Source organism: Nannocystis pusilla, assembly GCF_026626665.1.
In the GTDB taxonomy this organism is placed as follows: Bacteria; Myxococcota_A; Polyangia; order Nannocystales; family Nannocystaceae; genus Nannocystis; species Nannocystis pusilla.
This window is the reverse complement of record NZ_JAPNKE010000002.1, coordinates 439286-464076: the sequence shown is the minus strand read 5'-3', so window position 1 is coordinate 464076 and position 24791 is coordinate 439286. Positions and strand designations below refer to the sequence as shown.

24 protein-coding genes and 1 pseudogene are annotated in these 24791 nt (G+C 71.6%); 13 read left to right on the top strand and 12 right to left on the bottom strand.

The window, feature by feature from the left end:
* The first annotated feature begins 110 nt into the window (after positions 1 to 110).
* A complete protein-coding gene (locus tag OV079_RS02245; protein ID WP_267765950.1) occupies positions 111 to 959 on the top strand; it encodes an alpha/beta fold hydrolase in 849 nt (282 codons plus the stop codon).
* Positions 960 to 1119: 160 nt separating this feature from the next.
* On the opposite strand, the gene OV079_RS02240 is transcribed toward OV079_RS02245, so the two are convergent.
* Genes OV079_RS02240 through OV079_RS02230 form a run of 3 tightly spaced genes read right to left on the bottom strand, consistent with a single transcriptional unit; the run spans position 1120 to position 4003 of the window.
* The gene (locus tag OV079_RS02240) at positions 1120 to 2772 is read right to left on the bottom strand and encodes an AMP-binding protein (RefSeq protein WP_267765948.1); all 1653 of its coding nucleotides are present in this window, start codon (positions 2770 to 2772) and stop codon (positions 1120 to 1122) included.
* On the bottom strand, positions 2769 to 3716 hold the full coding sequence (locus OV079_RS02235) for a class I SAM-dependent methyltransferase (protein WP_267765947.1): 948 nt from the start codon (positions 3714 to 3716) through the stop codon (positions 2769 to 2771). Before OV079_RS02235 ends, OV079_RS02240 begins: the two co-directional genes overlap by 4 nt.
* On the bottom strand, positions 3713 to 4003 hold the full coding sequence (locus tag OV079_RS02230) for an acyl carrier protein (protein WP_267765946.1): 291 nt from the start codon (positions 4001 to 4003) through the stop codon (positions 3713 to 3715). Before OV079_RS02230 ends, OV079_RS02235 begins: the two co-directional genes overlap by 4 nt.
* A gap of 498 nt (positions 4004 to 4501) precedes the next feature.
* On the opposite strand from OV079_RS02230, the gene pepN reads away from it, so the two are divergent.
* Positions 4502 to 7147 carry an aminopeptidase N gene (pepN, locus tag OV079_RS02225; protein ID WP_267765945.1) on the top strand — a complete coding sequence of 882 codons (2646 nt, stop codon included), beginning with the start codon at positions 4502 to 4504 and terminating at the stop codon, positions 7145 to 7147.
* 27 nt (positions 7148 to 7174) lie between these two features.
* Here pepN and OV079_RS02220 read toward each other — a convergent pair whose 3' ends face one another.
* Positions 7175 to 7666, bottom strand: coding sequence for a hypothetical protein (locus OV079_RS02220; RefSeq protein ID WP_267765944.1), 492 nt, complete (start codon positions 7664 to 7666; stop codon positions 7175 to 7177).
* 398 nt (positions 7667 to 8064) lie between these two features.
* On the opposite strand from OV079_RS02220, the gene OV079_RS02215 reads away from it, so the two are divergent.
* Both OV079_RS02215 and OV079_RS02210 read left to right on the top strand, forming a co-directional pair.
* The gene (locus tag OV079_RS02215) at positions 8065 to 8796 is read left to right on the top strand and encodes a hypothetical protein (protein ID WP_267765943.1); all 732 of its coding nucleotides are present in this window, start codon (positions 8065 to 8067) and stop codon (positions 8794 to 8796) included.
* Complete coding sequence (locus OV079_RS02210) at positions 8793 to 8945, top strand: hypothetical protein (protein WP_267765942.1); 153 nt, start codon at positions 8793 to 8795, stop codon at positions 8943 to 8945. Before OV079_RS02215 ends, OV079_RS02210 begins: the two co-directional genes overlap by 4 nt.
* Positions 8946 to 9099: 154 nt before the next feature.
* On the opposite strand, the gene OV079_RS02205 is transcribed toward OV079_RS02210, so the two are convergent.
* Positions 9100 to 9498 (bottom strand): GFA family protein, encoded by a 399-nt coding sequence (locus tag OV079_RS02205; protein ID WP_267765941.1) that lies wholly within the window; start codon positions 9496 to 9498, stop codon positions 9100 to 9102.
* A 201-nt stretch (positions 9499 to 9699) separates the two neighbouring features.
* Between OV079_RS02205 and OV079_RS02200 the strand changes: the two genes are divergently transcribed.
* From OV079_RS02200 to OV079_RS02180, 5 genes and pseudogenes are all read left to right on the top strand, one after another.
* On the top strand, positions 9700 to 10647 hold the full coding sequence (locus OV079_RS02200; RefSeq protein WP_267765940.1) for a WD40 repeat domain-containing protein: 948 nt from the start codon (positions 9700 to 9702) through the stop codon (positions 10645 to 10647).
* A 953-nt stretch (positions 10648 to 11600) separates the two neighbouring features.
* The gene (locus OV079_RS02195; protein WP_267765939.1) at positions 11601 to 11930 is read left to right on the top strand and encodes a hypothetical protein; all 330 of its coding nucleotides are present in this window, start codon (positions 11601 to 11603) and stop codon (positions 11928 to 11930) included.
* Positions 11931 to 12376: 446 nt separating this feature from the next.
* Positions 12377 to 13375 (top strand): serine/threonine-protein kinase, encoded by a 999-nt coding sequence (locus OV079_RS02190; RefSeq protein ID WP_267765938.1) that lies wholly within the window; start codon positions 12377 to 12379, stop codon positions 13373 to 13375.
* A pseudogene (locus OV079_RS57115) lies at positions 13288 to 14793 on the top strand (tetratricopeptide repeat protein); the annotation flags it as partial. The gene OV079_RS02190 and the pseudogene OV079_RS57115, both read left to right, overlap by 88 nt.
* Before the next feature lie 92 nt (positions 14794 to 14885).
* Positions 14886 to 15269 (top strand): tetratricopeptide repeat protein, encoded by a 384-nt coding sequence (locus OV079_RS02180; RefSeq protein WP_267765936.1) that lies wholly within the window; start codon positions 14886 to 14888, stop codon positions 15267 to 15269.
* Here the strand turns inward: OV079_RS02180 and OV079_RS02175 are convergent.
* Both OV079_RS02175 and OV079_RS02170 read right to left on the bottom strand, forming a co-directional pair.
* On the bottom strand, positions 15256 to 15681 hold the full coding sequence (locus OV079_RS02175) for a hypothetical protein (protein ID WP_267765935.1): 426 nt from the start codon (positions 15679 to 15681) through the stop codon (positions 15256 to 15258). The two genes, OV079_RS02180 and OV079_RS02175, sit on opposite strands and share 14 nt — an antisense overlap.
* A gap of 536 nt (positions 15682 to 16217) precedes the next feature.
* Positions 16218 to 16364 carry a hypothetical protein gene (locus tag OV079_RS02170; protein WP_267765934.1) on the bottom strand — a complete coding sequence of 49 codons (147 nt, stop codon included), beginning with the start codon at positions 16362 to 16364 and terminating at the stop codon, positions 16218 to 16220.
* A 123-nt stretch (positions 16365 to 16487) separates the two neighbouring features.
* Here OV079_RS02170 and OV079_RS02165 point away from each other — a divergent pair, with 123 nt between their 5' ends.
* Together OV079_RS02165 and OV079_RS02160 are read left to right on the top strand one after the other, a co-directional pair.
* Positions 16488 to 16832 (top strand): hypothetical protein, encoded by a 345-nt coding sequence (locus tag OV079_RS02165; RefSeq protein WP_267765933.1) that lies wholly within the window; start codon positions 16488 to 16490, stop codon positions 16830 to 16832.
* Between the two features lie 241 nt (positions 16833 to 17073).
* Positions 17074 to 18018: an STAS domain-containing protein gene (locus tag OV079_RS02160; protein WP_267765932.1), complete on the top strand. Its 945-nt coding sequence runs from the start codon at positions 17074 to 17076 to the stop codon at positions 18016 to 18018.
* 57 nt (positions 18019 to 18075) lie between these two features.
* Here OV079_RS02160 and OV079_RS02155 read toward each other — a convergent pair whose 3' ends face one another.
* The 4 genes from OV079_RS02155 to OV079_RS02140 all read right to left on the bottom strand — a co-directional run bounded on the left by OV079_RS02155 (position 18076) and on the right by OV079_RS02140 (position 21157).
* Positions 18076 to 18246 (bottom strand): SGNH/GDSL hydrolase family protein, encoded by a 171-nt coding sequence (locus OV079_RS02155; protein WP_338089044.1) that lies wholly within the window; start codon positions 18244 to 18246, stop codon positions 18076 to 18078.
* Entirely contained in the window at positions 18216 to 19310 is a 1095-nt protein-coding gene (locus tag OV079_RS02150; protein ID WP_267765930.1) for a GDSL-type esterase/lipase family protein, read from the bottom strand. Before OV079_RS02150 ends, OV079_RS02155 begins: the two co-directional genes overlap by 31 nt.
* A 236-nt stretch (positions 19311 to 19546) precedes the next feature.
* Complete coding sequence (locus OV079_RS02145; RefSeq protein WP_267765929.1) at positions 19547 to 20398, bottom strand: hypothetical protein; 852 nt, start codon at positions 20396 to 20398, stop codon at positions 19547 to 19549.
* A gap of 600 nt (positions 20399 to 20998) precedes the next feature.
* On the bottom strand, positions 20999 to 21157 hold the full coding sequence (locus tag OV079_RS02140; protein WP_267765928.1) for a hypothetical protein: 159 nt from the start codon (positions 21155 to 21157) through the stop codon (positions 20999 to 21001).
* A gap of 8 nt (positions 21158 to 21165) precedes the next feature.
* Between OV079_RS02140 and OV079_RS02135 the strand changes: the two genes are divergently transcribed.
* Both OV079_RS02135 and OV079_RS02130 read left to right on the top strand, forming a co-directional pair.
* Positions 21166 to 22674 carry an FG-GAP repeat domain-containing protein gene (locus OV079_RS02135; RefSeq protein WP_267765926.1) on the top strand — a complete coding sequence of 503 codons (1509 nt, stop codon included), beginning with the start codon at positions 21166 to 21168 and terminating at the stop codon, positions 22672 to 22674.
* Positions 22675 to 22934: 260 nt separating this feature from the next.
* Positions 22935 to 23540, top strand: a complete 606-nt coding sequence (locus OV079_RS02130) for an SGNH/GDSL hydrolase family protein (RefSeq protein WP_267765925.1) — start codon at positions 22935 to 22937, stop codon at positions 23538 to 23540.
* 244 nt (positions 23541 to 23784) lie between these two features.
* Here OV079_RS02130 and OV079_RS02125 read toward each other — a convergent pair whose 3' ends face one another.
* On the bottom strand, positions 23785 to 24690 hold the full coding sequence (locus OV079_RS02125) for an ATP-binding protein (RefSeq protein WP_267765924.1): 906 nt from the start codon (positions 24688 to 24690) through the stop codon (positions 23785 to 23787).
* Between the last annotated feature and the right edge of the window lie 101 nt (positions 24691 to 24791).

Here is a 24791-nt window from a genome sequence, read left to right as displayed (position 1 = left end):
CTCCGGCACGTGCGCAGACGTCGAGCACGTCCACGCGCCCGGGGCACCGCGCTGGTGGGACCCGCGGCCCCTTGAAACCGCGCGCAGGCGGCTCTACTCTCCGCTTTCGCGTGCCCGAGCCGATCACCATCCCCGACCCTGTCGCCGGTCCGGGAGCCGTGGGCCAGGTGCAGATCGATCGCCACCCGGGGCCGAGCGACGGGACCGCGCCGCCGCTCGTGATCGTCGGCGGCATGACCCAGACCCTGGCCAGCTGGGGCGCGCAGGTCCGGCCCCTGTCGGCGCAGCGGCCGGTGCTCGTATACGAGGCGCGCGGGCAAGGCCAGACGCGGCTCGCCACGCGCGACGTGTCGCCGCCGGTCCACGTCGGCGACTTCGAGCATTTGCTCGACGCGCTCGGCGTGACCGAGCCGGTCGACCTGTGCGGCTTCTCGTTCGGCGGCCGCATCGCGCTCGGCATCGCGGCGGAGCGCCCCGAGCGGGTGCGGCGGCTGGTGCTGTCGGGCGTCGGCGCCGGTCGCGGGGCGCTCGCGCGGGTGATCCTCCGCGCCTGGCGCGAGGCGCTCGGGACCGGCGACCTCGAGGCGCTGGCATGGCTCAGCCTGGCCGACACACTCGGCCCGCGTTACCTCGAGGCCAACGAGTCGGTGCTCGCCGCCTTCGTCAAGGCTACCGTGCGGCGCAACGCTTATGAAAACACCGCCGCCCTGTTCGCGCAGACTCTGGACGACGGGCCCGACTCGCTGTGGGCGCCGCTGAAGCTCGCGCCGCGAGTGCGGGCCCCCGTCCTGCTGCTGGCCGGCGAGCTCGACCGCCTGGCCTCGCCCAGCGAGCTGGAGGCCCTCGCGGCCGCGTTTCCGACCCCTGCGCGCGTCGAGGTGCTGCCCGACGTCGGGCACACGGTGGCCATCGAGGCCCCCGAGCCGTGGCGCGCGCGCGTCCTCGAATTCCTCGCCTGACAGCACGTTTCACGCCGGCTGATGCGAGCGGTCGCTCGCGTCAGAGGTCACGCGACCCGAGCGCCGCTTGCCCGCCATCCCGGCTCAGCCGCCCCCCCGTGCTGTGAAGCGCGAGGCTCCCATCAGCCTATTGGTCTGAGGAGAACCTCGCGCCGGCGAATCACAGCAGCTCGCCGCGGCCGAGCGCCGCCGCGATCTCGCCGCGCCGCAGCTTGCCGCTGGTCGTCTTCGGCAGCGCGCCCGGGGTCACCATGACGATGCGATCGACCGTGACGCCGCGCAGCTGCAACGCCGCGTCGAGGCGCGCCCGCAGGTCCTTTTGTTCCTGTCCTTCGAGACGTGTCTCGACGACCAGGTACGCGACCTCGGTCTCGAGCTCCGGATCGCGCACCCCCACCGCCGCGACCCCGCCCGCGCGCACGCCCTCGACCTCGGCGGCGATGTCCTCGATCACCGACGGGATCAGGTTGAGCCCGCCGCGGATGATGATGTCCTTGCAACGACCGGTGATGAACAGCTCGCCGCGGTCGACGAAGCCGAGGTCGCCGGTGCGCAGCCAGCCCTCCGCCAGCGCCGCCTCGGTGGCCGCGGGGTCCTTGTAATAGCCCTGCATCAGCGTCGAGGCGCACACGCGGATCTCGCCGACCCGGCGCTCCGGGAGCAGCTCGCCCGCCGCGTCGACGATGCGCAACTTGGTCTCCGGGATCGCTCGACCCACCGCCACCAGCTCGAGCGCGTGGGCCTCCTCGGACGGCGTCACCGACCCGTCGCGCTCGAGCGCCGCGCGATCGACCCGCAGCACCCGCGTCGGCGCCAGAAGGCGCGGGAAGCTCACCGCCACCGTCGCCTCCGCCAATCCATAGACCGGAAAGAACGCCTCCGCGCGGAAGCCGACCGGCGCGAACGCGTCGGCGAAGCGGCGCAGCAGCGGCGCCGCGATCGGCTCGGCCCCGATCATCGCGCACTCCCACGCCGACAGGTCGTGGCCGGCCGCGATCGCCTTCGGCGCCAGCCGCAGCAGCATCGCGTAGGCGGAAGGCGGCGCCGCGCAGATCGTCGCCTTGAACCGCGCCATCGCCTCCAGCCACACCAGCGGCCGCGCGCGGAAGTCGAGCGGCGACATCATGTTGGCGACGAAGCCGTTGTAAAACGGGAACAGCAGCCCGCCGATGAGCCCCATGTCGTGGTGCAGCGGCAGCCACGACACCGCCACCGAAGCCTCGTGGCTCGGCAGCACCCGGCTCATGCACGCCAGGTGGCGCAGCAGTCGCTCGTGCGTCAGCACCACCCCGCGCGGCTCGCCGGTGCTGCCGCTGGTCAGCTGAATCAGCGCCGTGTCGGCCGCGAACGAGTCGGGGTGCGGCAGCCCGTCCACCGGATCGCTCGCGCTCAGCTCCTCCGCCACGTGCACCGGCAGCCCCGCCGACGTCGGCGCGAACGGGGCCAGCGCCGCCGACAGCACCAGCGCGCGGGCGTCGAGCCGGGCCGCGGTGTCCTCCAATTGGGCGATGAAGCCGGCGACATCCGTGAGGCGGAACGGCAGCCCGACCTGGATCGGCACCGCGCCGATCGACCACGCCCCGAACAATGTCAGCACCGCCGATTCGACGTCGGTCACCAGCATCAGCAGGTGATCGCCGGGGCGGACCCCGCGGGCCCACAGCCCCGCGGCGGCCCGGCGGGCGCCGTCCCAGTAGCCCGCCCACGTGTACTCGCGCCATTCGTCGCCGCTCACCCGGCAGCGCAGCGCGACCGCCTCGGCGCAGCTCTCGGCGCGCGCCTTCAGCAGACCTGCCAGCGTCCGCGCGCTCACGACCGCCCGCCCTTCTGCGCGATCGGCCACGCCCCCGGGTCCACCGTCGGCGCGCCCTTCGTCGCCAGGATCATGTACTCGAGCGCGGTGCGGCGGGCGAAGCTCATGCGCGCCACGGTCATGTACTGCTGCAGCACCGCGGCGAAGCCCGGGGCCATGGCGTCGATCGTCTTTCGGTGCTTGCGCACGTTGTCGATCCAGTGGGCCAGAGTCTGCGCGTAGTGGCGGGTCAGGTCCTCGACGTGGAGGATGTCGAGGCCGGCGCGCTCCATCAGCTGCAGCTCCTCCGCCAGGCCGATCAGGCGGCAGTAGCCGAGCGCCTCGACGAAGATGTACTCGGTGGCCGCGCTGTCACGATCGCCGCGCGGCTGGACCGGGAAGTAACAGTCGGAGATCAGCACCCGCCCGCCGGGCTTCAGCAGCTCGCCCACCATCTCGTGCACCGCCGGCCGGTTGTGCATGTGGACGATGCTGCCGCTGAACAGCACCGCGTCGAACGACTCGGGCCGGAGCTTCAGGTCCTCGACGTGGCACACGTCGATCTGCACGCGATCGGCCACGCCCCACGCGCGGGCCCGGCGGAGCGCTTCCTCGCGCTGCTGCGCGCTGAGGGTGATGCCCTGGAACACGCCCTCGCTGTGCTGGGCCAGGTACAGCAGGTTCGAGCCCCAGCCGCAGCCGACGTCGAGCACGCGCTGACCGGGCCGGATGTCGAGCTTGGCGGCGATCCGGGCGTACTTGCGGGCCTGGGCCGTCTCGAGGTCCTCGCCGGCGTGCTCGTATACACCTGTCGCATAGGCCAGGCGGCTGTCGAGCACCAGCGAGAAGATCTCCGGGCTGTGCTCATAGTGGGCCGCCACGGCCTGGCGCTCGTGTTCACGCTGGTCGAAGGCGCTGCGGAGGTTGGCCTCGCGCTCGGCGCGGGTGTGGGCGGCGGCGGTCACTGGGCACCTCCCGCCTGGCGCGCGGCCACCTCGCGGGCGACCAGCGCGGCCACCTCGCGCACCGAGCCGAACGGGGCCGCCCCGGGCGCGGCGAGGTCGGGCATCGTGATGTCGAACGTCTCCTCGATGCGCACCATCAGCTTGATGAGCCCGAGGGAGTCGATGCCGAGCTCGCTGCCGTCGACGCGGGCGTCGAGCGGGATGGCGGACGCCGGCTGGCGCACGCTCTCGGCGATCAGCGCGCGCACGCGGGCGAGGATCAGGTCACTTTCGCTGGTTCCTTCCACGATAATCTCTCCGGTAAGAGGGCCGCCCTCGCGGGCCTATCGCGCGAGGGCGGCCTCATGTCATTGAAGCGATCGGGATAGCGACGCCGCCCCGCCGCGGGATCGCCGGCCGCGCGTGAGCATCCGCCGCAGCGCCCGTGAAACCGCCCCGCTCGCCCTCCAGGCCCGATCGGCGCCCGCGAGGGCCCACGTCCGCGGGCGCCGACCCTGGGACCTACCCGTGTCGGCCCGGCGCCCAGGGATGCGCGTCACAATATGCACACTCGAGCGACGTGCCGCGAATCACCAATGTCGACACTGCCGCCATCCGTCGCCGGCGCGAAGACCTCCGCGGGTCGCGTCAGCCGGGCGACCTCGCCGCGGGCGCCCGCCCCGCCCGACGCCCTGCGGGTCGGCGTGCGCCGACTCGCACGCCGCCGCCCCCGGCAAACCGCGGTAAAGCCCGCGCGCGGGCCCTGGCGGGCTTGAAGCAGGGGGCGCGCTCGGTACACCAGGATCATGACCGAGGCCAAGCCCGCGCCGCAGCCGATCTTCCGCAAGGACTACCGCCGCCCCGATTACACCATCGACCGGGTCGACCTGCGGTTCGAGCTCGGCGAGGAGACCACGCGGGTCCACGCCACGCTCACCGTGCGGCGCCTGGACGGCGCTCCCCAGGCCGCGCCGCTGGTGCTCGACGGCGAGAACCTGCGCCACGTGTCGGTCGCGCTGGGCGGCCGCGAGCTGTCCGCCGGCGAGTACGTCGTGAGCCCGACGAGCCTCACGATCCCCGCCCCCGGGGCCGCCTTCACTCTGGCGACGGTGGTCGAGATCCGGCCGCAGGACAACCTCGAGCTGTCGGGCCTCTACCGCTCGAGCGGCAACTTCTGCACGCAGTGCGAGGCCGAGGGCTTCCGCCGGATCACCTGGTTCCTCGACCGCCCCGACGTCATGGCCCGCTACAGCGCCGTCGTCGAGGCCGACAAGGCCAAATATCCGGTGCTGCTCGCCAACGGCAACCGCGTCGCCACCGGCGACCTCGACGGCGGCCGCCACTTCGCCCGCTGGGACGACCCGTTCCCCAAGCCGAGCTACCTGTTCGCGCTGGTGGCCGGCGACCTGCGCTGCTTCCCCGGCGAATTCGTCACCCGCTCCGGCCGCACCGTCCGCCTCGAGATCTGGGTCGAGCCCGACAACATCGACCGGTGCGCCCACGCCCTGCGCTCGCTGCAGGCCTCGATGCGCTGGGACGAGGACAAGTTCGGGCGCGAGTACGACCTCGACATCTACATGATCGTCGCGGTCAACGACTTCAACCTCGGGGCCATGGAGAACAAGGGCCTCAACCTGTTCAACGCCAAGTACGTGCTGGCGCGGCCCGACACCGCCACCGACGACGACTACGACGGCATCGAGTCGGTCATCGCCCACGAGTACTTCCACAACTGGACCGGCAACCGCGTCACCTGCCGCGACTGGTTCCAGCTCACCTTGAAGGAGGGCCTCACCGTCTTCCGCGACCGCCTGTTCAGCGCCGACATGGGCTCGCCCGCGGTCGCGCGGATCGGCGACGTCCTGGCGCTGCGCACCAATCAGTTCGCCGAGGACAGCGGCCCGATGGCCCACCCGATCCGGCCCGAGTCGTACATCGAGATGAACAACTTCTACACCACCACGGTGTACGAGAAGGGCGCCGAGGTCATCGGCATGATGCGGACCCTGCTCGGCGAGGCCGGCTTCCGCCGCGGCATGGACCTCTACTTCGAGCGCCACGACGGCCAGGCCGTCACCTGCGACGACTTCCGCGCCGCCCTCGCCGACGCCAACGGCGTCGACCTCGAGCAGTTCGGCCGCTGGTACAGCCAGGTCGGCACGCCGGTCGTGCGCGCCCGCGGCGAGTACGACGCCAACACCCGCAGCTACACCCTCACGCTCGAGCAGGCCCCGCCGCGCGGCCGCACCAGCGCCGAGCTCTTGCACATCCCGGTCGCCGTCGGCCTGCTCGGGCCGGGCGGCCCGCTCCCGCTCAAGCTGTCCGGAGAGACAGCCGCCGGCGCCGACACCCGCGTGCTCGAGCTGCGCGAGCGCAGCCAGAGCTTCCGCTTCGAGGGCGTCCCGGCCGCGCCGGTGGCCTCGCTGCTGCGCGGCTTCTCGGCCCCGGTCGAGCTCGAGGTCGAGCGCAGCGACGCCGACCTGGCCCGCCTCATGGCCGCCGACCCCGACGCCTTCTCGCGCTGGGACGCGGGCCAGGAGCTCGGCCGGCGCGTGCTCCTGCGGCTCGCCGCCGACGTCGAGGCCCGCCGCCCGCTCGCGCTCGACCGCGCCTTCGTCGACGCCTGCGCGAAGATCGTCGCCGACCCCGGCCTCGACGGCTCGCTCAAAGCCCTGGCGCTGACCCTGCCGAACGAGCGGCTGCTCGGCCAGCACCAGCCGGTGGTCGCCGTCGACGCCCTGCACGAGGCCCGCGAGTTCGCGGTCCAGGCCCTCGCCGCCGCCCTGCGCGAGCCCCTGCTCGCCATCTATCAGAGCAGCGCGCCGCAGGGCCCGTACCGCATCGAGCGCGCCGAGGTCGACCGCCGCAAGCTCCGCAACCTCGCCCTCGCCTACCTCGTCACGCTCGGCGAGCCCGAGCTCGTCGCCCTCGCGGTGTCGCAATTCCACCTCGCCGACAACATGACCGACAGCGAGGCCGCCCTCGCCTGCCTCATCGACCACGGCGGCCCCGAGCGCGACGCGGCCCTGGCCGAGTTCCACCGCCGCTGGCACAAGGACCCGCTGGTGCTCGACAAGTGGTTCGCCCTCCAGGCCGCCTCCAGCCACCCCGACACGCTCGAGCGCGTCACCGCCCTCGCCGACCACCCCGACTTCAACCTGCTCAACCCCAACCGCGCCCGCTCGCTCGTTGGCGTGTTCGGCGTGCGCAACCAGCATCAGTTCCACCGCAAGGACGGCCGCGGCCACGCCCTCGTCGCCGACAAGGTGCTGGCCATCGACCCCCACAACTCCCAGCTCGCCGCCCGCCTGGTCGCCGCCTTCAACCCCTGGCGCCGCTTCGACCCCACCCGCCAGCAGAGCATGCGCGCCCAGCTCGAGCGCATCGCCGGTCAACCGGGCCTGTCGAAGGCGGTCCGCGAGATCGTCGACCGCGCCCTCGCGCCGGCGTGAACGCGGCGGCGCAGACCTGCCCCGGCGTCACGGCTTCGACGCATCCGCCACGCATACGTCATACACAGCGAGGCTGATCGGGCCGGTCGGCTGGCACGCCGCGACCTCGGGCGGCAGGACCGGCGCGAAGCGCTGAAAGGCGTGCGCGAGCGTCTCCCGCAGCTTCTTCACCGTCGGCCCCTCGCCGGCCATCTCCACGATCCGCCGGGCCAGCCGCGTGCAGTCGGTAGGATCGGCCTCCGGCAGGCCCGGGGCCGCGACCTCCTTCATCGCGGCCTCCAGCTTGGGCTGAACGCTCGCCGACATCGCCTCCTGGAACCCGGGCTCGAGCATCGCCGCCGCCATCTCGATCATGCTCGTCTGCCACTTCTCGAGCAGGTCGGTGTGTAACGGCATCGCCGCCGGCGTGGCGAGCGCGAGCGCCTCGGAGTACGCGACCCGGCTCTTCGGCTCCGACGCCGACACCTGCCGGACCGCCGCGACCATGCGATCGGCGACGTCGCCGAAGAATCCGAGCACTCGTGTTCGCCGATCGGCGGCGAGACGCGCCGGATCGGGCGCTCCCTCGAGCGAAGCATCCGCCGTCGACGCCTGTGGATCCTTCCCCGGGCCTCCGGCCTGACAGGCGACGAGGCACAGACACAAGAGGCGACTTCGCGTCACCCTGATCTCATAGCACCACGGCGCGCGCCGGGGCCACCCCGGCGCGAGCACGTCCGCGGATCATCCACGCGCGACCTCGCTCTCATCGTCGGGTTCGCGGAGAAACAGCGCCGCGGAGAAAATTTCGTGCAGCGTGAATTGTTTCGGCTCGGGTCTCGACTCTCGAAGCGCCGATGGGCCGAGGCGCGCCGAGGGGCTGCTCCCCGGGGCGACGGGTCGCGTCGGCGACGCTGAACCGAAAGAGCACGAGTCACATGACCAAGTCGATTCATTCCTTCATCCTCCTCGCCCTCTTCGCCCCGCTGGCGTGCGACGACGACACCTCGCTCGCGGCGCTCTCCGTCGACGTCGACGACCCGGTCGCCTCGGTGGACGCCGCGCAGCCAGCGGGCGCCCGGTCGCGTGCTTTCGAGATCCACGAGGACGGCGAATCGCTCGAGGACCGGATCGTCGCAGTGGTCGAGGCCGACGCCGAGACCACCATCTACTTCAGCCGCGGCGACGCCGACGTCGACGGACACTTCCCGGTCGACGTGACGATCCTCGGCCGGGACGGCGGCTTCGATTACGGCGGTCTCGTCACCTCCCAGCAGGCCACCCCGCTCGAGCTGTACCTCGCGGTCGCCGCCGACGACGCGCCCGTCCCCGAGGCCCTGCAACGCGCCCACGACTGGCAGATCGCCGCCGAGGGCCGCCCGGCCCTCGCGCCCCGGCCCTCGCGGTCCCCGGTGCCGACCCGCTGGCGGCCTTCGAGGACATCCTCCACACCGACCAGAGCGACTTCACGTGCCTGTCGTGGGCCAACTTCCAGAGCTACATGGGCTCCCGCTTCGCCGGCGCGCCCGGTCGAGTGCAGGAGCTCGGCTCGGCGACCGGCTCGGCGACGATCTACAATCCGCACCCCAGTTCTTGGTACCCGGACAGCCACGTCGACATGGTCGCGTGCAACTACGAGTCCAGCAGCAGCCCCGGCTACAATGACGTGATCCACGCCGAGCTCTGCCACGTGCGCGGCTTCGGCGGCGCGCTCACGACCATTGCGGTCAGGCCGATCTCGACGACGGCTACTACCTGCGCCGGATCTACGGGCCGATCTCCGAGTACCGCCAATACAAGATCAACGTCGACCCGGTGAGCGCCGCATCGCTCCAGAGCTACAGCGGCATCGTCAAGCGCGACGCTTGAACCGGCCGGACAAGGATCGACCGCAGCCTGCGAACCGCAGGCTGGCGGCGCTCACGAGGCTGCGCCGCAGCTCCGTCGCGTCGCGCGGTCCCTCCGCGCTCGCGTCAGTCGAAGTGCTCGATGTCGAGGTCCGGCGAGATCGCCCAGGCGTGGCGGCGCTCCTCGTAGACCGACACCTGCGGCGCCTTGAAGCCCGGATCTGCGAACGCACCGACGGCGACCGTGACGAAGCCGGGGATACCGTCGGCCTCCCAGAACACGGTCGAGCCGCACCTCGGACAGAAGCGGAAGGTCGCACGCCCGCCGCTGTCGCCGACGCGCGCGAACTCGGTCGCGTCGCCGAAGAACGTCACCCGCTCGCTAGCGAAGCGCGCCTGGACGCCGAAGGCGCTCCCGGTGCGCTGTTGACAGGCGAGGCAGTGACAGATCGAGACGCGCACGGGGTCGCCCTCGCACGTGATGCCGAGCTGGCCGCAGCTACAGGAGGCGCGATGTGTGGTCATGGCCCAGCGCCATAGCCGTTCGCGCTCCTCACTTCAAGGCGCCGCGATCGGTCGCCGGGACGCTGATGGGTCCTCATCGGCATCCAGGCGCCGACCGCGGCCGGCGGCCCCCTCGGACGCGGCACCGCCGAAGCTGCCGCCCATCCGCGGCCCCGGAGATCTCGCGGGCCCGCACCTCTGGTACACGTCGACAGTACGCCGATGCCACTCGCTCCGCTGAAAGAACGCAAGCAGCTCATGGCCGCCTGTCTCGAGCGCGACATCCCGATCGCGGGCTGGAACTACTGCGCGACGCTCGACCCCGACGGCGCGAAGCTGCTGCTCGGTCGTCCCGGCGGCATCCTCGTGATCGACCTCGCCAGCGGCGGCTCGCACGAGGTCGAGGTGCCCGCCGCCGCGTACGACGCCGTCTCGAGCCTCGAGTTCACGCCCGATCGCTCGCGGGTGATCGCCACGCTGTGGGTCGGCTCCGTCGCGGTCCTCACCTGGCCGGAGCTGCACTGCATCGCCGTCCACCCCGTCTGCGACACCCGCCTGCACGGGCTCGCAGTGCTGCCGGACGGCCGCTCGGCATGGGTCGGCGGCCACGACGGCAAGCGCACGCGGATCGACCTCGACGACGGCACCGTGCTGGCCGCCCGCGCCGGCGAGCAGATGTGGATGGCCGACGCTGCGCTGTCTCCCGACGGCGAGCTCCTGATCACTGCGGACGCCGCCTGCAACGTGCGCCTGTGCGACCCCGAGTCGGGGCTCGAGCGCCGCCTGCTGCGGAGCCACGGCATCGCGCACGACCTGAGTTTTCACGGCGCCGAGCTGCTGCTCCCGGCGCTGACGACCGCGATCGTCGATGTCGCCAGCGGTGAGACGCGCGCCAGCTTCACGGGCGAGCACAAGCTCGGCGCCCAGACGGCGACGCTCCTCGCCGACGATCTCGTGGCCACCGGCGGCGCCCACGATCCGCTGCTGGTCCTGTGGAACCGCGCCGACGGCAGCAGCGCGCTGACGCTGAAGCCGTATAACAAAGGCGCCATCGAGCGCGTGCTGCTGACACCCGACCGGGAGCACCTCGTCGTCGTGCCGCGCTGCGACCACGCGGTCCAGATCTGGCGCGCCGCCGGGCTCGTCGAGGCGGCGCGACGCAGCCGCTGACGGCCCGCCCGCTGCACGGATGCCTGCATGAAAGAACATGTCCTCGCGGGCATGTCACCCCGGCGGAGCCGTGGTTCACGAGCGAGAACGCCGTCTTCTGCCCCTCGACCGGATGCGACCTCGCTGCACGCGGAGAGCCGGCATGACGATCGCGCGGGATAGCGACGCCGCCTTCCCCCTCGCCGCCGGGCGAGCACGGGTGTGCTACCGTCCCGACCCGGAGGGACCATGGAACGGCTCGGTTCGCGGCTGCGCAGGTGGCTTCGCCAGCGGGCGACGGGTGAGGCGTCGCGCGAGACGCACGGGCAAGGACCGTATCGCACCGACGCGGGCGAGCAAGCAGCGAAGGCGAAGCCGGCGCACGTCGTCTTCGCGCCAGCGAACGGCTGGGTACGTTGGGCCGGCGAGGACGAGGAAGGGTTGCTCGTCGCCGGGACTGACGGCCTGGCGCGGCTGCGTCCTGGCGAATCCACCCCGCGGAAGTTGACGTCCCCCGAATGGGTGCATCACCATGCGCTCGGTCCGCGCGGCGTGGTCTGGCTCGCGAGCGCAGGTCCTCGCACGGAGGTGCATTGGCTCGAGACCGGGAAGCAATTATCGCACCGAATCGCGGAGTCCGACGGCGCGCCGGACGGGCTCGTCGCGGACGAAGCCGGCGTCTATTGGGGGAACAGCAATCCGGACATGGATCCCGACAACCCGAAGGTGATGCTGAAGGCGAACGGCCAGGTCTTCTACGCCCGATTCGACGGCGGGTCGCCGGTCCGGGTCGCGCGTCGGGACCAGCACACATGCCCGGTGTTCGCCGATTCGAGCGGAGTCGTATGGTACGAGTCCGGCGATCCCGGCATGGTGGTATTCGAAGCCACCGTCGCGGGCATCGTGAAGACGACGCAATCCCGCAGTGCGACGACGCCTGGTGGGGCCAGGCGACGACGATCGACGCGAGCGCGGTGTACCTGTACGACCGCAAGGCCGGCGGGCTCGTCGCACTGCCTCGCCGCGGCGGCGAGCCGCGGCTGCTGGCGCGCACCCGGCAGCCGCCGCTCGCGCTCGCAACCCGTGACGGGGCGCTGTATGCGATCGTCGGCGATACCCGACGCGCGCCGCGCGAGGTCTGGCGGCTGGACCTGGCGAGCTCGCAGGTGCACGTGCTCGGGCACTTCGTCGCCGACCCCTGGCCCCACGGCAGCGGATACCCACGCCTCGGCCTCGCCATCGGACGCACCGCCTTGTATGTATTTGGCGGACAACAGCTCCTGAGCGTGCCGCGGGTATTGTGATTGGCGATCGCCAGGCCGCCGAAGCGCCCCGGCCGAGGTCGACGTGGCGATGGCGATCGCCGCCATGTTCTTCGCCTCCCTGCGCAAGCCGAAGCGGCCGATGATGACCCGGAAGTGGATGGCCTTCGGGACAGGTCGAGGGCCACGGGCGCGGATCGACCTGACTGCAGCAGACAGGTCGCTCGCGCGGTCACGCGGTCGACGCGTGCGCGCTGGCTGCGCCGAACCTCGGGAAATGCCGTGCGCCGGCACCAACGGACATGTCCCGGGAGACATCGACCTGCGATCGCCTTTGCCCGTCCGCCGCACCCGCGCCCACCTGTGCGCTGGGGCCGAGACGCGGCACCCGGCGACATCCCCGGTCCACGATCGCGCGCCGGCGTCCGCGATCGCCTGCCCGCAGCTTGCACCCTTCGCCCGCATCCGAGAACCTCGAACAGGCGCCGATGCCCGTCGACCCCACGCACTCGAGCCAGCTCGTCACCCGCGTCGACACGCCCGCGCCGGCGTCCGAGCGCGGCAGGCGGGCCGAGTCCGACGGCGACGCCGGCCCGGCGAAGATCGGTCGGTTCGTCGTCCTGCGCAAGCTCGGCGAGGGCGGCATGGGCGTCGTGTACTCGGCCTACGACGAGCAGCTCGAGCGCAAGGTCGCGCTCAAGCTGCTGCGCGGCGAGATCCGCGGCCAGCAGCAGAGCGTCGGCCAGGCCCGGCTTTTGCGCGAGGCGCAGGCGATGGCCAAGCTGTCGCACCCCAACGTCGCCCAGGTCTACGACGTAGGTCCGTTCGGCGACGCGGTGTTCATCGCCATGGAGTTCGTCAGCGGCGGCAGCCTCAAGGACTGGCTTTTGCGCGAGGACCGGTCGTGGCGAGCGGTCCTCGGCGCGTACCTGCAAGCCGGCCACGGCCTCGCCGCGGCCCACGGCGCCGGCATCGTCCACCGCGACTTCAAGCCCGACAACGTGATCGTCGGCGACGACGGCCGCGTGCGCGTCGTCGACTTCGGCCTCGCCCGCCACGACGAGCACGCCGTGGTCCTCCCGGGCGGCCCGCCGCCGAGCGCGAGCAGCGTCGAGCTGACGCAGATCGGCACGTTCATCGGCACGCCCGCGTACATGGCCCCCGAGCAGCTGCTGCGCGAGCCGGCCGACGCGCTCAGCGACCAGTTCAGCTTCTGCGTCGCGCTGTTCGAAAGCCTGAACGGCTACCGCCCGTTCAAGGGCGCGACGACGGCGGAGATCTCGAAGGCTGTCCTCGAGGACAGGCGCCTCGACCCCCCGCGCGACACCGCGGTCCCGGGTGGGTCCACGCCGCGCTGGTGCGCGGCCTCAGCATCGATCCGGCCCTGCGCTTCCCGACCATGGACGCGCTCCTGCAGGTGCTGTCGGCCGACCCCGACCGCGCCCGACGCCGTCGCCTCGGTATCGCCGCGGCCGTCACCGGCGTGATGCTGTTCGCCAGCGCCGGCGGCTACGCGGCCTACGCGATCCAGGCCCGCGACGCCGCGACCTGCGTCGGCGCCGACGAGCAGCTCGCCGGCGTCTGGGATCTCTCCGTCGCCCCCACCGTCCGCGCGGCCCTCACCGCGACCGGGACCGCCTACGCCGACGAGGTCGCGACCCGCGTCGACCAGCGGCTCGCCGAGTACGCCGGGGGGTGGATCGACATGCGCCGCGGCGCCTGCGAGTCGCACCGCCGCGGCGAGCAGTCCGACTCGCTGTACGACCTGCGCGTCGCCTGCCTCGACGATCGCAAGACCGCCCTGCGCGCGCTCGTCGGCGTCCTGACGACCGCCGACGCCGCGGTGCTCGAGAAGGCCGTGCAGGCCGCCGACCAGCTGCCGACGCTCGCGCGCTGCGCCGACACCCGCGCCCTGCTCGCCCGCAGCCCCGCGCCCGACGACCCCGCGGTCGCGCGCGCTGTCGACGACCTGCGGGCCCGCCTCGCCGGCGTGCAGGCCAAGTTCGACGTCGGTCAGTACAAGGCCGCGCGCGCCGAGCTGGGGCCGCTGCGCGCCGAGGCCGAAGCGCTCGCGCACCCGCCGACGCTCGCCGCCACGCTGCACCTCGCCGGCAAGATCGACGACCAGCTCGGCGACTACCCGAACGCCGAGGCCGCGCTGCTGCGCACCGCCGCGACGGCCGACCGCGCCGGCGACGACGATACCCGCGCCGCCGCGACCATCGACCTCGTCCGCACCGTCGGCGTGCGACAGGCCCGCTTCGACGAGGGCCTGCACCTCGCCGAGCTCGCGCGCGGCGCCACCGGCCGCCTGTCGGACGGCGGCACCGCCGAGGCGCTGCTCGAGGGCCGCCTGGGCGACCTCTTGCTGACCCGCGGCGACCTCGAGCGCGCCGCTCCGCACATCGACCGCGCCGTCGATCTGCGCGCCCAGCTCCACGGCGAGACCTCGATCGCCCACGGCCAGGCTTTGATCTCCCGCGGCACGCTCAAATTCCTGCGCGGCGACTACCCGGCCGCCATCGCCGAGTACCGCCGCGTCCTGGCGATCTTCGAGCAGACCTACGGCGCCCACCACCCCGTGCTCGGCGACGTGCTCAACAACATCGGCGCCGCCGAGCTGAGCCTGTTCCACCTCGACGACGCCGAGGCGACCTTCACCCGCACTCTGGCGATCGTCCGCGGCGCCTACGGCGACAGCCACCCCGCCCTGGCGACCGTCCACTTCAACCTCGGCATGATCGCCCAGTTCGAGGCGCGCTACCCCGATTCACTGGCCGCGTTCCGGCAGGCGCTGGCGATCTACGACGCCCACCTGCCGCCTGCTCACCCGAGCCGCGGCGACTGCCTGATCGAGCTCGGCAACACCCACCTGTTCGCCGGCGAATTCGCCGCGGCGGAGCAGTCGTTCGCCGACGCTCAGGCGATCTTCCAGCAGGCCTTCGGGACAGGTCACCCGCGGACCACGCAGGCGCTCGCCGGCATGGCGACCGCGCATTGCGCGCCGGTCGACTCGATGACGCCGAGCGCACCTTCCAGCGCGCCCTCGCCGAGCTCGCGACCAATCCCGTCGACCCGACCCGCGGCGTCCCGCTCGCCGGCCTCGGTCGCGTCCACCTCGCCGCTGGCCGCCACGCCGCCGCCGCCGAGGCGCTCGAGCAGGCGCTCCCGCTGCTGCCGGAGAACGCCTTCGTCGCCCCCTACGACATCGCCGAGGCTCAGTTCGCGCTCGCGCGTGCGCTGGTCCGGCTCGACCCGGCCAACGCCGCCCGCAGCCGCGACCTCGCGGCGGAGGCGAAGGCTCGCTTCCTCGGCGTCGGCGCGGCGTTTCAGCCGGCCGCCGCCGAGGTCGACGCCTGGCTGTCCGCTAGGGCAGGTTGATGTACGCCGTCCCGTCGGACTTGCCGGCGCACACCAGCCCGCCGATCGTCATCGTCTTGTCCCAGACGACGACCTGCCCCTCCTGCTCGATCATGTCGAACTTGCTCTTCGGCGTCAGGCACTGCAGGTCGGCGTTGCTCTTCTTGCAAGCCTCCCACACCGTCACGCCGGTGAAGCACTCGCACACGATCGGCTTGACCGTACAGGGCTCCTCGAAGTTCATCTTGTTCGCGTCCTGCCCGAGCGTGCTGCCCGTCGTGCCGTCCGTCCCGCCGCCCGTCGTGGTCCCGCCGCCGCCGATGACGCCGGTGCCGATGATCACCTTGCCCGGGTAGAAGTAGTTGGCCACCGCGGTCTCGACGATCCCGAGCCCGCACGCCGCAAACACACCGATCACGATCAACTTGCGCATGTCCAAACCCTCCGTTTCCGAACCGAGCTATCTATTTGGCCGACGCACCCGCGGCGCGTCAATCCGTCTCGCGCCCCCAAGCAGCGATCCGACGCATGACGCTGCGATGTAGGTGAAGGGTGCAGGAGCGCCAGTGTGGACCAGGGTTATCATGGCAGCCCTGATCGTGGCCCCCGACGGCGCCCGTCCACCGCAGACCGCAGCGGGGGCGGCGTCCCGCTCGAGCCACCCAGGCCTTACATCGGCCCCATTGGTGACACTCGCGTGGCGCCGCCGCCCGACAGACATGGCGCATGAGACAGGTGCACCGGAGAAGCGTCCGACGTCGCCGGGCGGACGGCTTCGATTCGACACACCGGCGATGCGTCGCGCTGACCCACGACGGGCGCCTCGAGCGGGAGCCAGGCGGCGTGCCATCGCCTCGTGGACCCTCGCACGATGACGCCCGCGGCAATCGACGATCGCGGGTCGAAGCACAGCAGAGAGAATCCCACGTCGCGACTGACGCGACTTGGATTGCTGACATCACAGATTCACTACACCACCTTGCTCTCGCATTCAGGTACGCCGGACGCCTCAATCATCGCAACGATTGGCCGTCTCGCGGGCGCCTTGCCGTCCTCGTCCAGGCGCGCCGCCCACGGCTCCGCCCACGCCGCGAACGCGCGGTACACCGCCAGCATCGACGCCTCCGTCGGGTCTCGCTCGAGCTCGAGCAGCGCCGGAGCATCGTCCCCCGCACCGCCGCATGTCGCTCGATCGACGCGTCCAGCGCCGCCGCGTCGCCGTCGTCGAGGAGGTCCGTCGTGATAGGGGCCTGGCAGGCCGCCACCAGCGCCGCGCGAGCGTCCATCTCCTGGTCGAGCTCGAACCGCGCCAGCGCCTCGTTCGCCCTGCTCTGGTTCACCTGCCACTCGATGGCGCTGCTGCTGTCACTGTCGGTGTCGACCGCCGACGCGCGCGCCGCCTCGTCCCGCAGCGCCTGGTGGATCGCTCCTCTGTCGAACCCGCGAGCGATCAGCGTCGAGCAGGTCGACCGCACCGACGACGGCGCCCCGCGGCCACGGCGAGGACGCGCGCTCGGATCGATCGTCGGCCGCCCGTGCGCGCGCGTGAACGAGGCTTCATTTGGCCTGTGGGCGCCCGGATGATGCGAGCGCCGAGGTGGGGATGACTCGCATATGCGCCCGACGCCCGGAGCATGTTTCGGAGGCGCGCCAGAGCCCACGCCGGGCGAGGAATTCAGCGGCATCGCCATCGGTGCGTGGTGGCGCGCGCCTCGCCTGGCGCGGCGGGCGGCGACAGAGCCCCCGACGGCCTCGCTCGCCCTCGGGGGCGCCGTCGTGGCATCCTCGCCGCGAGCCTTTGTTCGCCGGGCTGCAGGAGACATCGATGAACTCGGATCTTGAGCTCACCCAGTTGCGTCAGCGCGTCGCGGAGCTCGAACGCAGCGAGGCTCGCTACCGCAACATCTTCGAGAGCTCTCCGATCTCCCTGTGGGAAGAGGACTGGTCCGCGGTCAAGCAGCACCTCGACCGGATCCTCGCCACCGGCGTCGATCTCGACGCATACCTCCGCAGCCACGTCGACGACGTCATCGCCTGCGTCGGCCTGGTGCGGATCCTCGACGTCAACCGGGCCACGCTCGAGCTCTGCCAGGCCCCGAACAAGGATCAGCTGCTGCAAGCGCTGTCCGTCGTGTTCAACCAGGACTCGCTCGACACCTTCCGGCGCGAGCTCGTAGCGATCGGCGGCGGGGCGATGTTCTACGAGGAGGAGACGACCATCTGCACGCTCCTCGGCGAGGTCAGGAACATCATGTTCCGCGTCGTCGTCAGCGCCGACTGCCAGCACACGTGGGAGCGCTGCTTCGTGTCGCTCGTCGACATCACCGACCGCAAGCGGGCGGAGGAGGCGCTGCGCCTGAGCAAGGAGGAGACGATCCAGGCGCAGCGAGAGATGCTGGCCAGGTTGTCCGCCCCGGTGATCCCGATCAGCGACGACGTCATCGTCATGCCGTTCGTCGGCCAGCTGGACCAGGCCCGCATGCAGCAGGCGCTGGGCGTGCTCCTCGACGAGGTGCAGCGCCTGCGAGTGACCACCGCCATCCTCGACATCACGGGCGTCCCCGAGATCGACGCAGACGGCACCCAGGGGCTCATCCAGGCCGCGCAGGCGGTGAAGCTGCTCGGCGCGCAGGTGGTGCTGACGGGGATCCGTCCGGCCATCGCGCAGGGCCTGGTCGCCCTCGGCTCCAACCTCGACGAGCTCGTCACGCGCGGGACGCTGCAGACCGGGATCGCGTTCGCCATGCAGAGCGGTCGCGCGCGACGGTGACGCCGACCCCGCGTCGGCGACCGTGAGGCGCGAGCCGTGACGCCGCCGACGAGCCCGCTACTCGAAGAGCGACAGGGGCACCGCGTCGGCCATCGCCTGGTAGCCGGCGTCGTTGGGGTGCAGGTGATCGCCGCTGTCGAAGGCGGCGAGGATCCGCGTGGGGTGCTCGGGGTCGCGCACCGCGGCCTCGAAATCGATCACCCCGTCGTACGCCTCGTTGCCGCGGATCCACGTGTTGACGGCCTGGCGAATCTCCTCCCCTTCGAGCGAGTAGTACGGGGAAACGCCGCCTCGAACGGCATGATCGTGCCGACGAGGGTCTCGACCCCGTTCGCCCTCGCCTCGTCGGCCAGCGTCTCGAGCCCGTCGATGAGCTCGTCCGCCGTCACCTGTTCGGAGGGTCCCACGAATCCCGGCATGCCGATGTCGTTGATGCCGATCAAAACAATCGCGTGCGTCACTCCGGGCGTGCCCAGGACGTCGCGTTCGAACCGCGACAGCCCGCTCGGCCCGATGTCGTCTCGCAGCAGCCGGTTGCCGCCGAGCCCGTGGTTGACGACCGCGACCGACCGGGTCTCCGGGTCCTCCTGCAGGCGCGCGTAGAGCCGGTCCGGGTAGCTGCTGCGACCATCGAGGGTCGAAGAGGCGCCGTCCGTGATCGAGTCGCCGAACGTGACCAGGACCCTGTCGTTCGCCGCCGATTCGACGTCGACGCCCGCGAGCCAGAACGCGGACGTGAGCGCGCTCGGCTCAGTGAGACGCTGACTCGCCGCCTGGTTGCCCGCGGCGACGGCGTGCGTCGTGAGTGAGAGCGGATGCCAGGTCGCGAGCTCCGACGGCTTCGCGGCGTAGATGCTGACGATCAGCCGCTCGCCCTCGCTCACCTCGAGGTCCACGACATCGCTGAGGAGCTCGGCAGCCGCCGGGATCGTCGCGCCCGAACGGCCGGCGAATTGGACCTGGCGATCGCTGCCCGGCGCCGTGACGAGCGGCTCCTGCTCCTTCGCCACCCGGACTTCGGCGAGCTCGAGGGGCTGGCTCCCGAACAGGTTCGAGAGCCGCAGCCGGACCCGATCGCCCGAGGCAGTCACGGTGACCGTCTGGCGCAGCGTCTCGTCGCTGAAGCTGCGCGACTTCAGCTCGCCGATCTGCGCCCCCGGCTCCATCATGCTCGTCGCCCAGGCAGCGACCCACCGCGCGTCCCCGGCCCCGCTGCCGTCGTCGCAGCCGGCAGCGGCGAGCGCGAGCACGAACGCGCCGATCTTCGCCGGACGGATGAAGTCGAGTCCCATGGTCAATCCTCGTGAAGGTCAGCATTGTCGGTCCCTCGCTGGGGCGTGCCCCGCCCCCACTCGCACGACGAACGAGGACGCCGCGGATCGACACGGCGAGCACTAAAAAACAAAAACGCCTCGAGGGCCCGCGGCTCGCCCGCTCACGCCGCTGGTTGCGCGGCTGCGCTCGCTCTCCTTCCGGCCCGACGGAGCCGGCGAGCTCGTCCGTTCCGGAACCCAGGCGCTGCGACCGCTCACTGGCGGACCAGGCCGAAGGCGGCCCAGTCGTCGCTCGGGCCGTCGCACGCGTAGGCGCTCTCGGGGTCCGACAGCCACGACGCGCCCGTGTGCACCGCGTACGGACCGATCTTCCCGACCTGCAGCGGGAACGCCTCGAGCGAATCGTCGCCGCTCGAAAATCGCAGCACCGCCGGCTCGCCGAGGGCGAAGCAGCTCCCCTGGCCCTTGGGACAGAGACCACCGAGCGCCTCGACGGACACCGGCGCGAAGATGTCGTCGATCTGCCCCTCGCCCTCGACGAACGGCAGCGCGCTGCTGCCGGCCGCCAGACCGAGCAGCAACACGTCGCGGAAATCGCCGAGCGCGAGCCAGTCGCCGCGGTACTCGTAGTCGGCGCGGACGTAGCGCAGCGTCACCGGCGCGTCGAGCTGTTGGAGGCCCTCGGGCAGCTGCACCGCCGCGTTGGTAAAACTCACCACGACCTCGACGTCGCTGCCGTCGACGTCGCAGGCCAGCGTGACCGCGTCCGACACGTCGCCGAGCGACACGCTCTGGACCGTGCATGACGCCTGGACGTGGCCCTGAAAGTCGTCGGCGAAGCCGGACACGTCGAACATCACGTCGGGCACCTGCGGCGCCGGGCACATCCCCGCGGGTCCGGTGGTCTCGCTCTCGCCGGTCGCCTCGCCGGTCGTGCTCGCGGACGTCGTCGACGCCGAGGTCGTCGGCTCGACGCCGTCGGTCGTCGCGGTGCTGGTCGAGCCCTCGCCGCTGGTGTCGCCGCTGCCGCCCTCGGTCTCGCCGCCGGGGGTCTTGGGCCCGCACGCGGCCATGCCGACCAGGATCCACGCATAAGTCAGTCGCATGGCGGAGTCGTACCACCTCCCGCGCCGCCGAGCACGTGTTCGCGGTCAGGTCGGCCGACCACGACGGCGAACGCCGCGTCGGCGGCCGCGGGCGGTCTGCAGGCATCGCTCGCGCGCTGCCGATCGGCGACCCCAAAGCGGGGTCGGCGAGCCGCCGCGGCGCGTGCCGTCGCTCGCTACTCAGCCGTTGGTGAGCCCGAGCTTGAACGCGCCCGCCTTGATCTTGGACTTGGTCTTCATGGTTCCTCCTGTGGTGTATGGGGCAAGTCGCCCGGCGCACCGCGCGTCGCGGCGGTCCCCCAAGGAGATGACAGGTGCCGCGATCCGATGTCGCGTCGCGCGAGCAAAAAACCTGGCCTCGCCCGTTCGCGCGCCCGCCGGGCGACGCACGGCAGCATGAACTCGAGGACATGTCCGAATGGACATGCATCGTCAGCGCTCCCGCTCCCCACGAGCGCGATCCGGTGTGACCTCCGGCCGTGCCCGACGCGCCGATCGACCTGGAGGCCCTCGCGGCCCGCGTCCTGCGAGCGGGTCGGCCCGCGCTCGCCGACGCGCGTGCGGCAGTCGCGGACCGCGTCCGCCCCGCTCGGGCCGCTCCTATCCCTTGTGAGTCTTTGTCGCGAACAGCACGTACCCTGCCACCCCGAGCAGCACGAACCAGGCGAGCGCGAAGCACTGCAGGCCGGACGTCGAGACCGTCGTGCGTCCGGCCGGGTGGTCTCCGAGGTAGTCCAGCATCGTATAGGCGTATGGCACGAGGTCGAGTGCGCGCGGTCGTCGTCGCGGGGACGCGCGCGACCGGCTGTCGTCGCTCGATCGCTGCGCGCAAAGAGCCGATCAATTCGCGGCCGAGCACGCTGGCCGATCGGCGAGCCCGCTCCATGCTTCGCGGCCCCGAATCGGAGGCTGTCATGGTATTCATTCACAGTGGAAAATCGACGAATCGTCGCATGGGGCGCCTCGGTCTGTGCGCCGCATTGGTCGCTCCCGGCGTCGCCCTGGCGCCCGCGCTCGAAGCCGAAGTCGAGGCCGCGGATAACGAGCCCGGCGCGAACCTCGGGCTGACCGCCCCGAACACCCCCTCTGCCGCAGCTCTCGCAGAGCTCGTCGATTTCAACGGGGACGGTCGGTCCGACCTCGCCCTGACCGGTACCGGCGGCTGGGTGACCGTGCCGGTCGCACTGTCGGCCGGCGACGGCACCTTCACCGTCCTCAACGAGGGTGTGGGTGACTTCGCCGCCTGGGCTGCGACCGGCGCCAGGGTCCTCTCGGGTGATTTCGACGGCGATGGTCGCACCGACATCGCGCTGACGGGCACCAGCGGCTGGAGCACCGTGCCGGTCGCATTCGCCAGGGGTGGCGGCAGGTTCGACATCACCAACGGCTCCGTCGGTGCCTTCGCCAACTGGGCCGCCACCGGCGCCAGGGCCATTTCCGGCGATTTCAACCGGGACGGTCGCACCGATCTCGCCCTGACCGGCACGAACGGCTGGAGCACCTTGCCCGTCGCGTTCTCCAGGGGCGATGGCACGTTCGACATCAGCAACCAGGCCGTCGGAGACTTCGCCGCCTGGGCCGCCACCGGCGCCACGGTCGTCCCGGGTGACTTCAACCGCGACGGCCGCATGGATCTGGCGCTGACCGGCACGCATGACTGGAGCACCGTGCCGATCGCCTTCTCGCGGGGCAATGGCGGGTTCGACATCACCAACCAGGGCGTCGGTGATTTCGCGGCCTGGGCCGCCACCGACGCCAGAGTCATCCCCGGCGACTTCAACCGCGACGGTCGCACCGACATCGCCTTGGTGGGCGGCAATGGCTGGAGTACTGTCCCCGTCGCGTTCTCGCGGGGCAATGGCGCCTTCGACATCACCAACAGCGCGGTCGGTGATTTCGCGGCCTGGGCCGCCACCGGCGCCGAGGTCGTCCCGGGCGACTTCAACGGGGACGGGCGTACGGACATCGCCCTGACGGGCACGAGCGGCTGGAATACCGTCCCCGTCGCCTTCTCGCGGGGCGATGGTACTTTCGACGTCGCCAACACCGGCGTCGGCGACTTCGCCGCCTGGGCCGCCACCGGCGCCGAGGTCGTCCCTGGTGACTTCAACGGTGATGGCCGGACCGACCTCGCGCTGACCGGCACCCAGGGTTGGAGCACCCTCCCGGTCGCCTTCTCGACCGGCACCGGCTTCAGCGTGACCAATCGCCCGATCACCGACTTCGCCACCTGGTCGACCGCGCCGGGCGTGAAAGTCATCGGCGCGCTGCGGTGATTGGCCGACGCCTCTCGTCGTCGAGCTCGCCGTCGCCCACCTGGCGATCGATCTCGACGAATCGATCCTCGTGCCGAGGAGCTTGTCCAGCTCGAGGCCATCAATATGCGTCAGTCGGGTGCCCACGCACCGAGCCTCGCCACGTCGGTCCGCTCACACACCGCTCCCTCCTCGTCCCGTCCCGCAGCGTCCCGACGCTCGAGCGGCTCGACCCGTCGAGCCGCTTGCACCTCCCTCGCCGCGACCTACATTGGCGCGCCGTGCCCATCCATTATGTCGCCCTCGGGGACTCGGCAGGCGCGGGCTTCGGTGTGCCTGCCGGCGCGGGCTACGTCGATCGCGTGTTCACGCGGCTGCAGGGACGAGACCCGTCCGCGCGGCTGCGGAACCTCGCGCGCAACGGCGCAACCACCGCGACGCTGCGCACCGACCAGCTCGGCGCTGCCGTCGCCGCGCAACCGACGGTCTGCTCGCTGTTCATCGGCGGCAACGACCTGTGGCGCGGCGTGACCCCCTCGCACTATGGCCGCAACCTCGAGGCGATCGCCGATCAGCTCGACCGCGCCCGCTGCCCGGTCGTGGTCGGCACCCTCCCCAACCTGGCCCATGCGCCCGCTGCGGCGCTCGCCGAGCGCTTCCTCGGGATCGCCCGCGCCCAGATCGAGGAGCGAATCGTCGCCTACAACGAGCGCGTGCGGCGGCTCGCGGTCGACCACAGCTACACGCTGGTCGACCTGTTCGGCTCGGCCCGCCTCGACGAGCACGCCGAGTACTTCGCGGCCGACGGCTTCCACCCCTCCGCCGCCGGCCATGCCGCGTGGTTCGAGACGATCTGGCCGGCCTTCGCCGCGCTGCATCCGTCGTGACCACAAGCGCCATTTCTCCGCGTGCGCATCCGCGGGTGATTCTCGAAACGGCCCAACGGCTCGCTTTGCCTCTGCACAGGTCGATCGGCGACCCGCTACAGGCCGCGTGCTCGGATGATCGCGGCCGCCTCGGGGTACGCCGCGGCCCATGCTCGCAGGGCCGCCATTGTCACCTGTTTCACCGCGGCCCGCGCCTCTGGCGTGACGAGCTTGTCCTTGACCGGGCTGCCCCACTTGACGTCGCTCAAATTACGGCGACCGCGGCCATGAGCCCCTCACGTCGGGCCGCCGCACCCTTGCGCGGGAAGAAGCCGCGTAACCCGTCGAGCAACCCCTCGCCGTGCGTGCCGGGCTCGCGCGTGCGCTCCATGTTGACGAATCCGTGGATGCACGTCGCCGGTCGGGAATCGTCACACCACGCCAGGACGACCTCGACGTCGATCGGCCCCGCCTCCGTCTCCACCTCCTGGCGGCGATGGGCGATGCCGCCGAGCGTCGTGCGAGCCGACAGTCTCACCAGATCGACGAGCCCCTGCCCGAACCGCGGCGCAGACCCCGTCCATGACAGCCGCACCTGCGGCATGAGGAACGACAGGTCCAGGAGCCGAGCGCCGAGGTCCTCTCGCGGGATCCGCGTGACCGTGAAGATCTGCGGATCCGGCCGCACGCGGACGCGCGTGCCCGTCGGCTGCGTGGTCGGTTCGACGACCAGCGGCTGCACCGCGATCCCACGGCTGTAGCGGGCCGTCGCCCGTCGCCCGTCGCACACGGTGACCAGCTCGAACGACTCGCTGGCCGCGTTGACCACCGCGAGCCCGATCGCCCCGAGCCCGAGGTGTACGTGGGGGCGATGTCCGTCGACCGTCGGCCATTCGTCGCGGTGCTCGAGGATCTCGATGAGCGACGGCCCTTTATCCCGAGCGACGGGGATCCCGGGGCCGTCGTCGCTCACGGTGACGCTGTCGTCGTCGCCGAATTCGACGTCGATGCGGGTGCAACGACCGCCGAGCGCGAGGTCGAGGGCGTTGGCGATCACGTCGAGCACCAGGTGGAACAGGCCGCCCTTGTCATGGACGTCGCCGAAGTACATGCCAGGCCGCTTGCGCACGGCCTCGCGCAATGGGGGGATCTCGAGCTTCAACGTCGTCATGCAGACTCGGGTGCAGGGTCGTTTCTCGCCGAGCGTATCGCGTCGTATGCTTTTACCACGCCTCGCCCCGGCCCCGATCGCTTTGACAGCCGGCGCCCGTT

Bases quoted from the DNA above. Each gene is read 5' to 3' on its own strand.
- pepN (WP_267765945.1), top strand. From the start codon at position 4,502: ATGACCGAGGCCAAGCCCGCGCCGCAGCCGATCTTCCGCAAGGACTAC.
- OV079_RS02170 (WP_267765934.1), bottom strand. From the start codon at position 16,364: ATGCTGGCGGTGTACCGCGCGTTCGCGGCGTGGGCGGAGCCGTGGGCG.
- OV079_RS02160 (WP_267765932.1), top strand. From the start codon at position 17,074: ATGAACTCGGATCTTGAGCTCACCCAGTTGCGTCAGCGCGTCGCGGAG.
- OV079_RS02215 (WP_267765943.1), top strand. From the start codon at position 8,065: ATGACCAAGTCGATTCATTCCTTCATCCTCCTCGCCCTCTTCGCCCCG.
- OV079_RS02190 (WP_267765938.1), top strand. From the start codon at position 12,377: ATGCCCGTCGACCCCACGCACTCGAGCCAGCTCGTCACCCGCGTCGAC.
- OV079_RS02200 (WP_267765940.1), top strand. From the start codon at position 9,700: ATGCCACTCGCTCCGCTGAAAGAACGCAAGCAGCTCATGGCCGCCTGT.
- OV079_RS02145 (WP_267765929.1), bottom strand. From the start codon at position 20,398: ATGCGACTGACTTATGCGTGGATCCTGGTCGGCATGGCCGCGTGCGGG.
- OV079_RS02205 (WP_267765941.1), bottom strand. From the start codon at position 9,498: ATGACCACACATCGCGCCTCCTGTAGCTGCGGCCAGCTCGGCATCACG.
- OV079_RS02150 (WP_267765930.1), bottom strand. From the start codon at position 19,310: ATGGGACTCGACTTCATCCGTCCGGCGAAGATCGGCGCGTTCGTGCTC.
- OV079_RS02125 (WP_267765924.1), bottom strand. From the start codon at position 24,690: ATGACGACGTTGAAGCTCGAGATCCCCCCATTGCGCGAGGCCGTGCGC.
- OV079_RS02175 (WP_267765935.1), bottom strand. From the start codon at position 15,681: ATGCGCAAGTTGATCGTGATCGGTGTGTTTGCGGCGTGCGGGCTCGGG.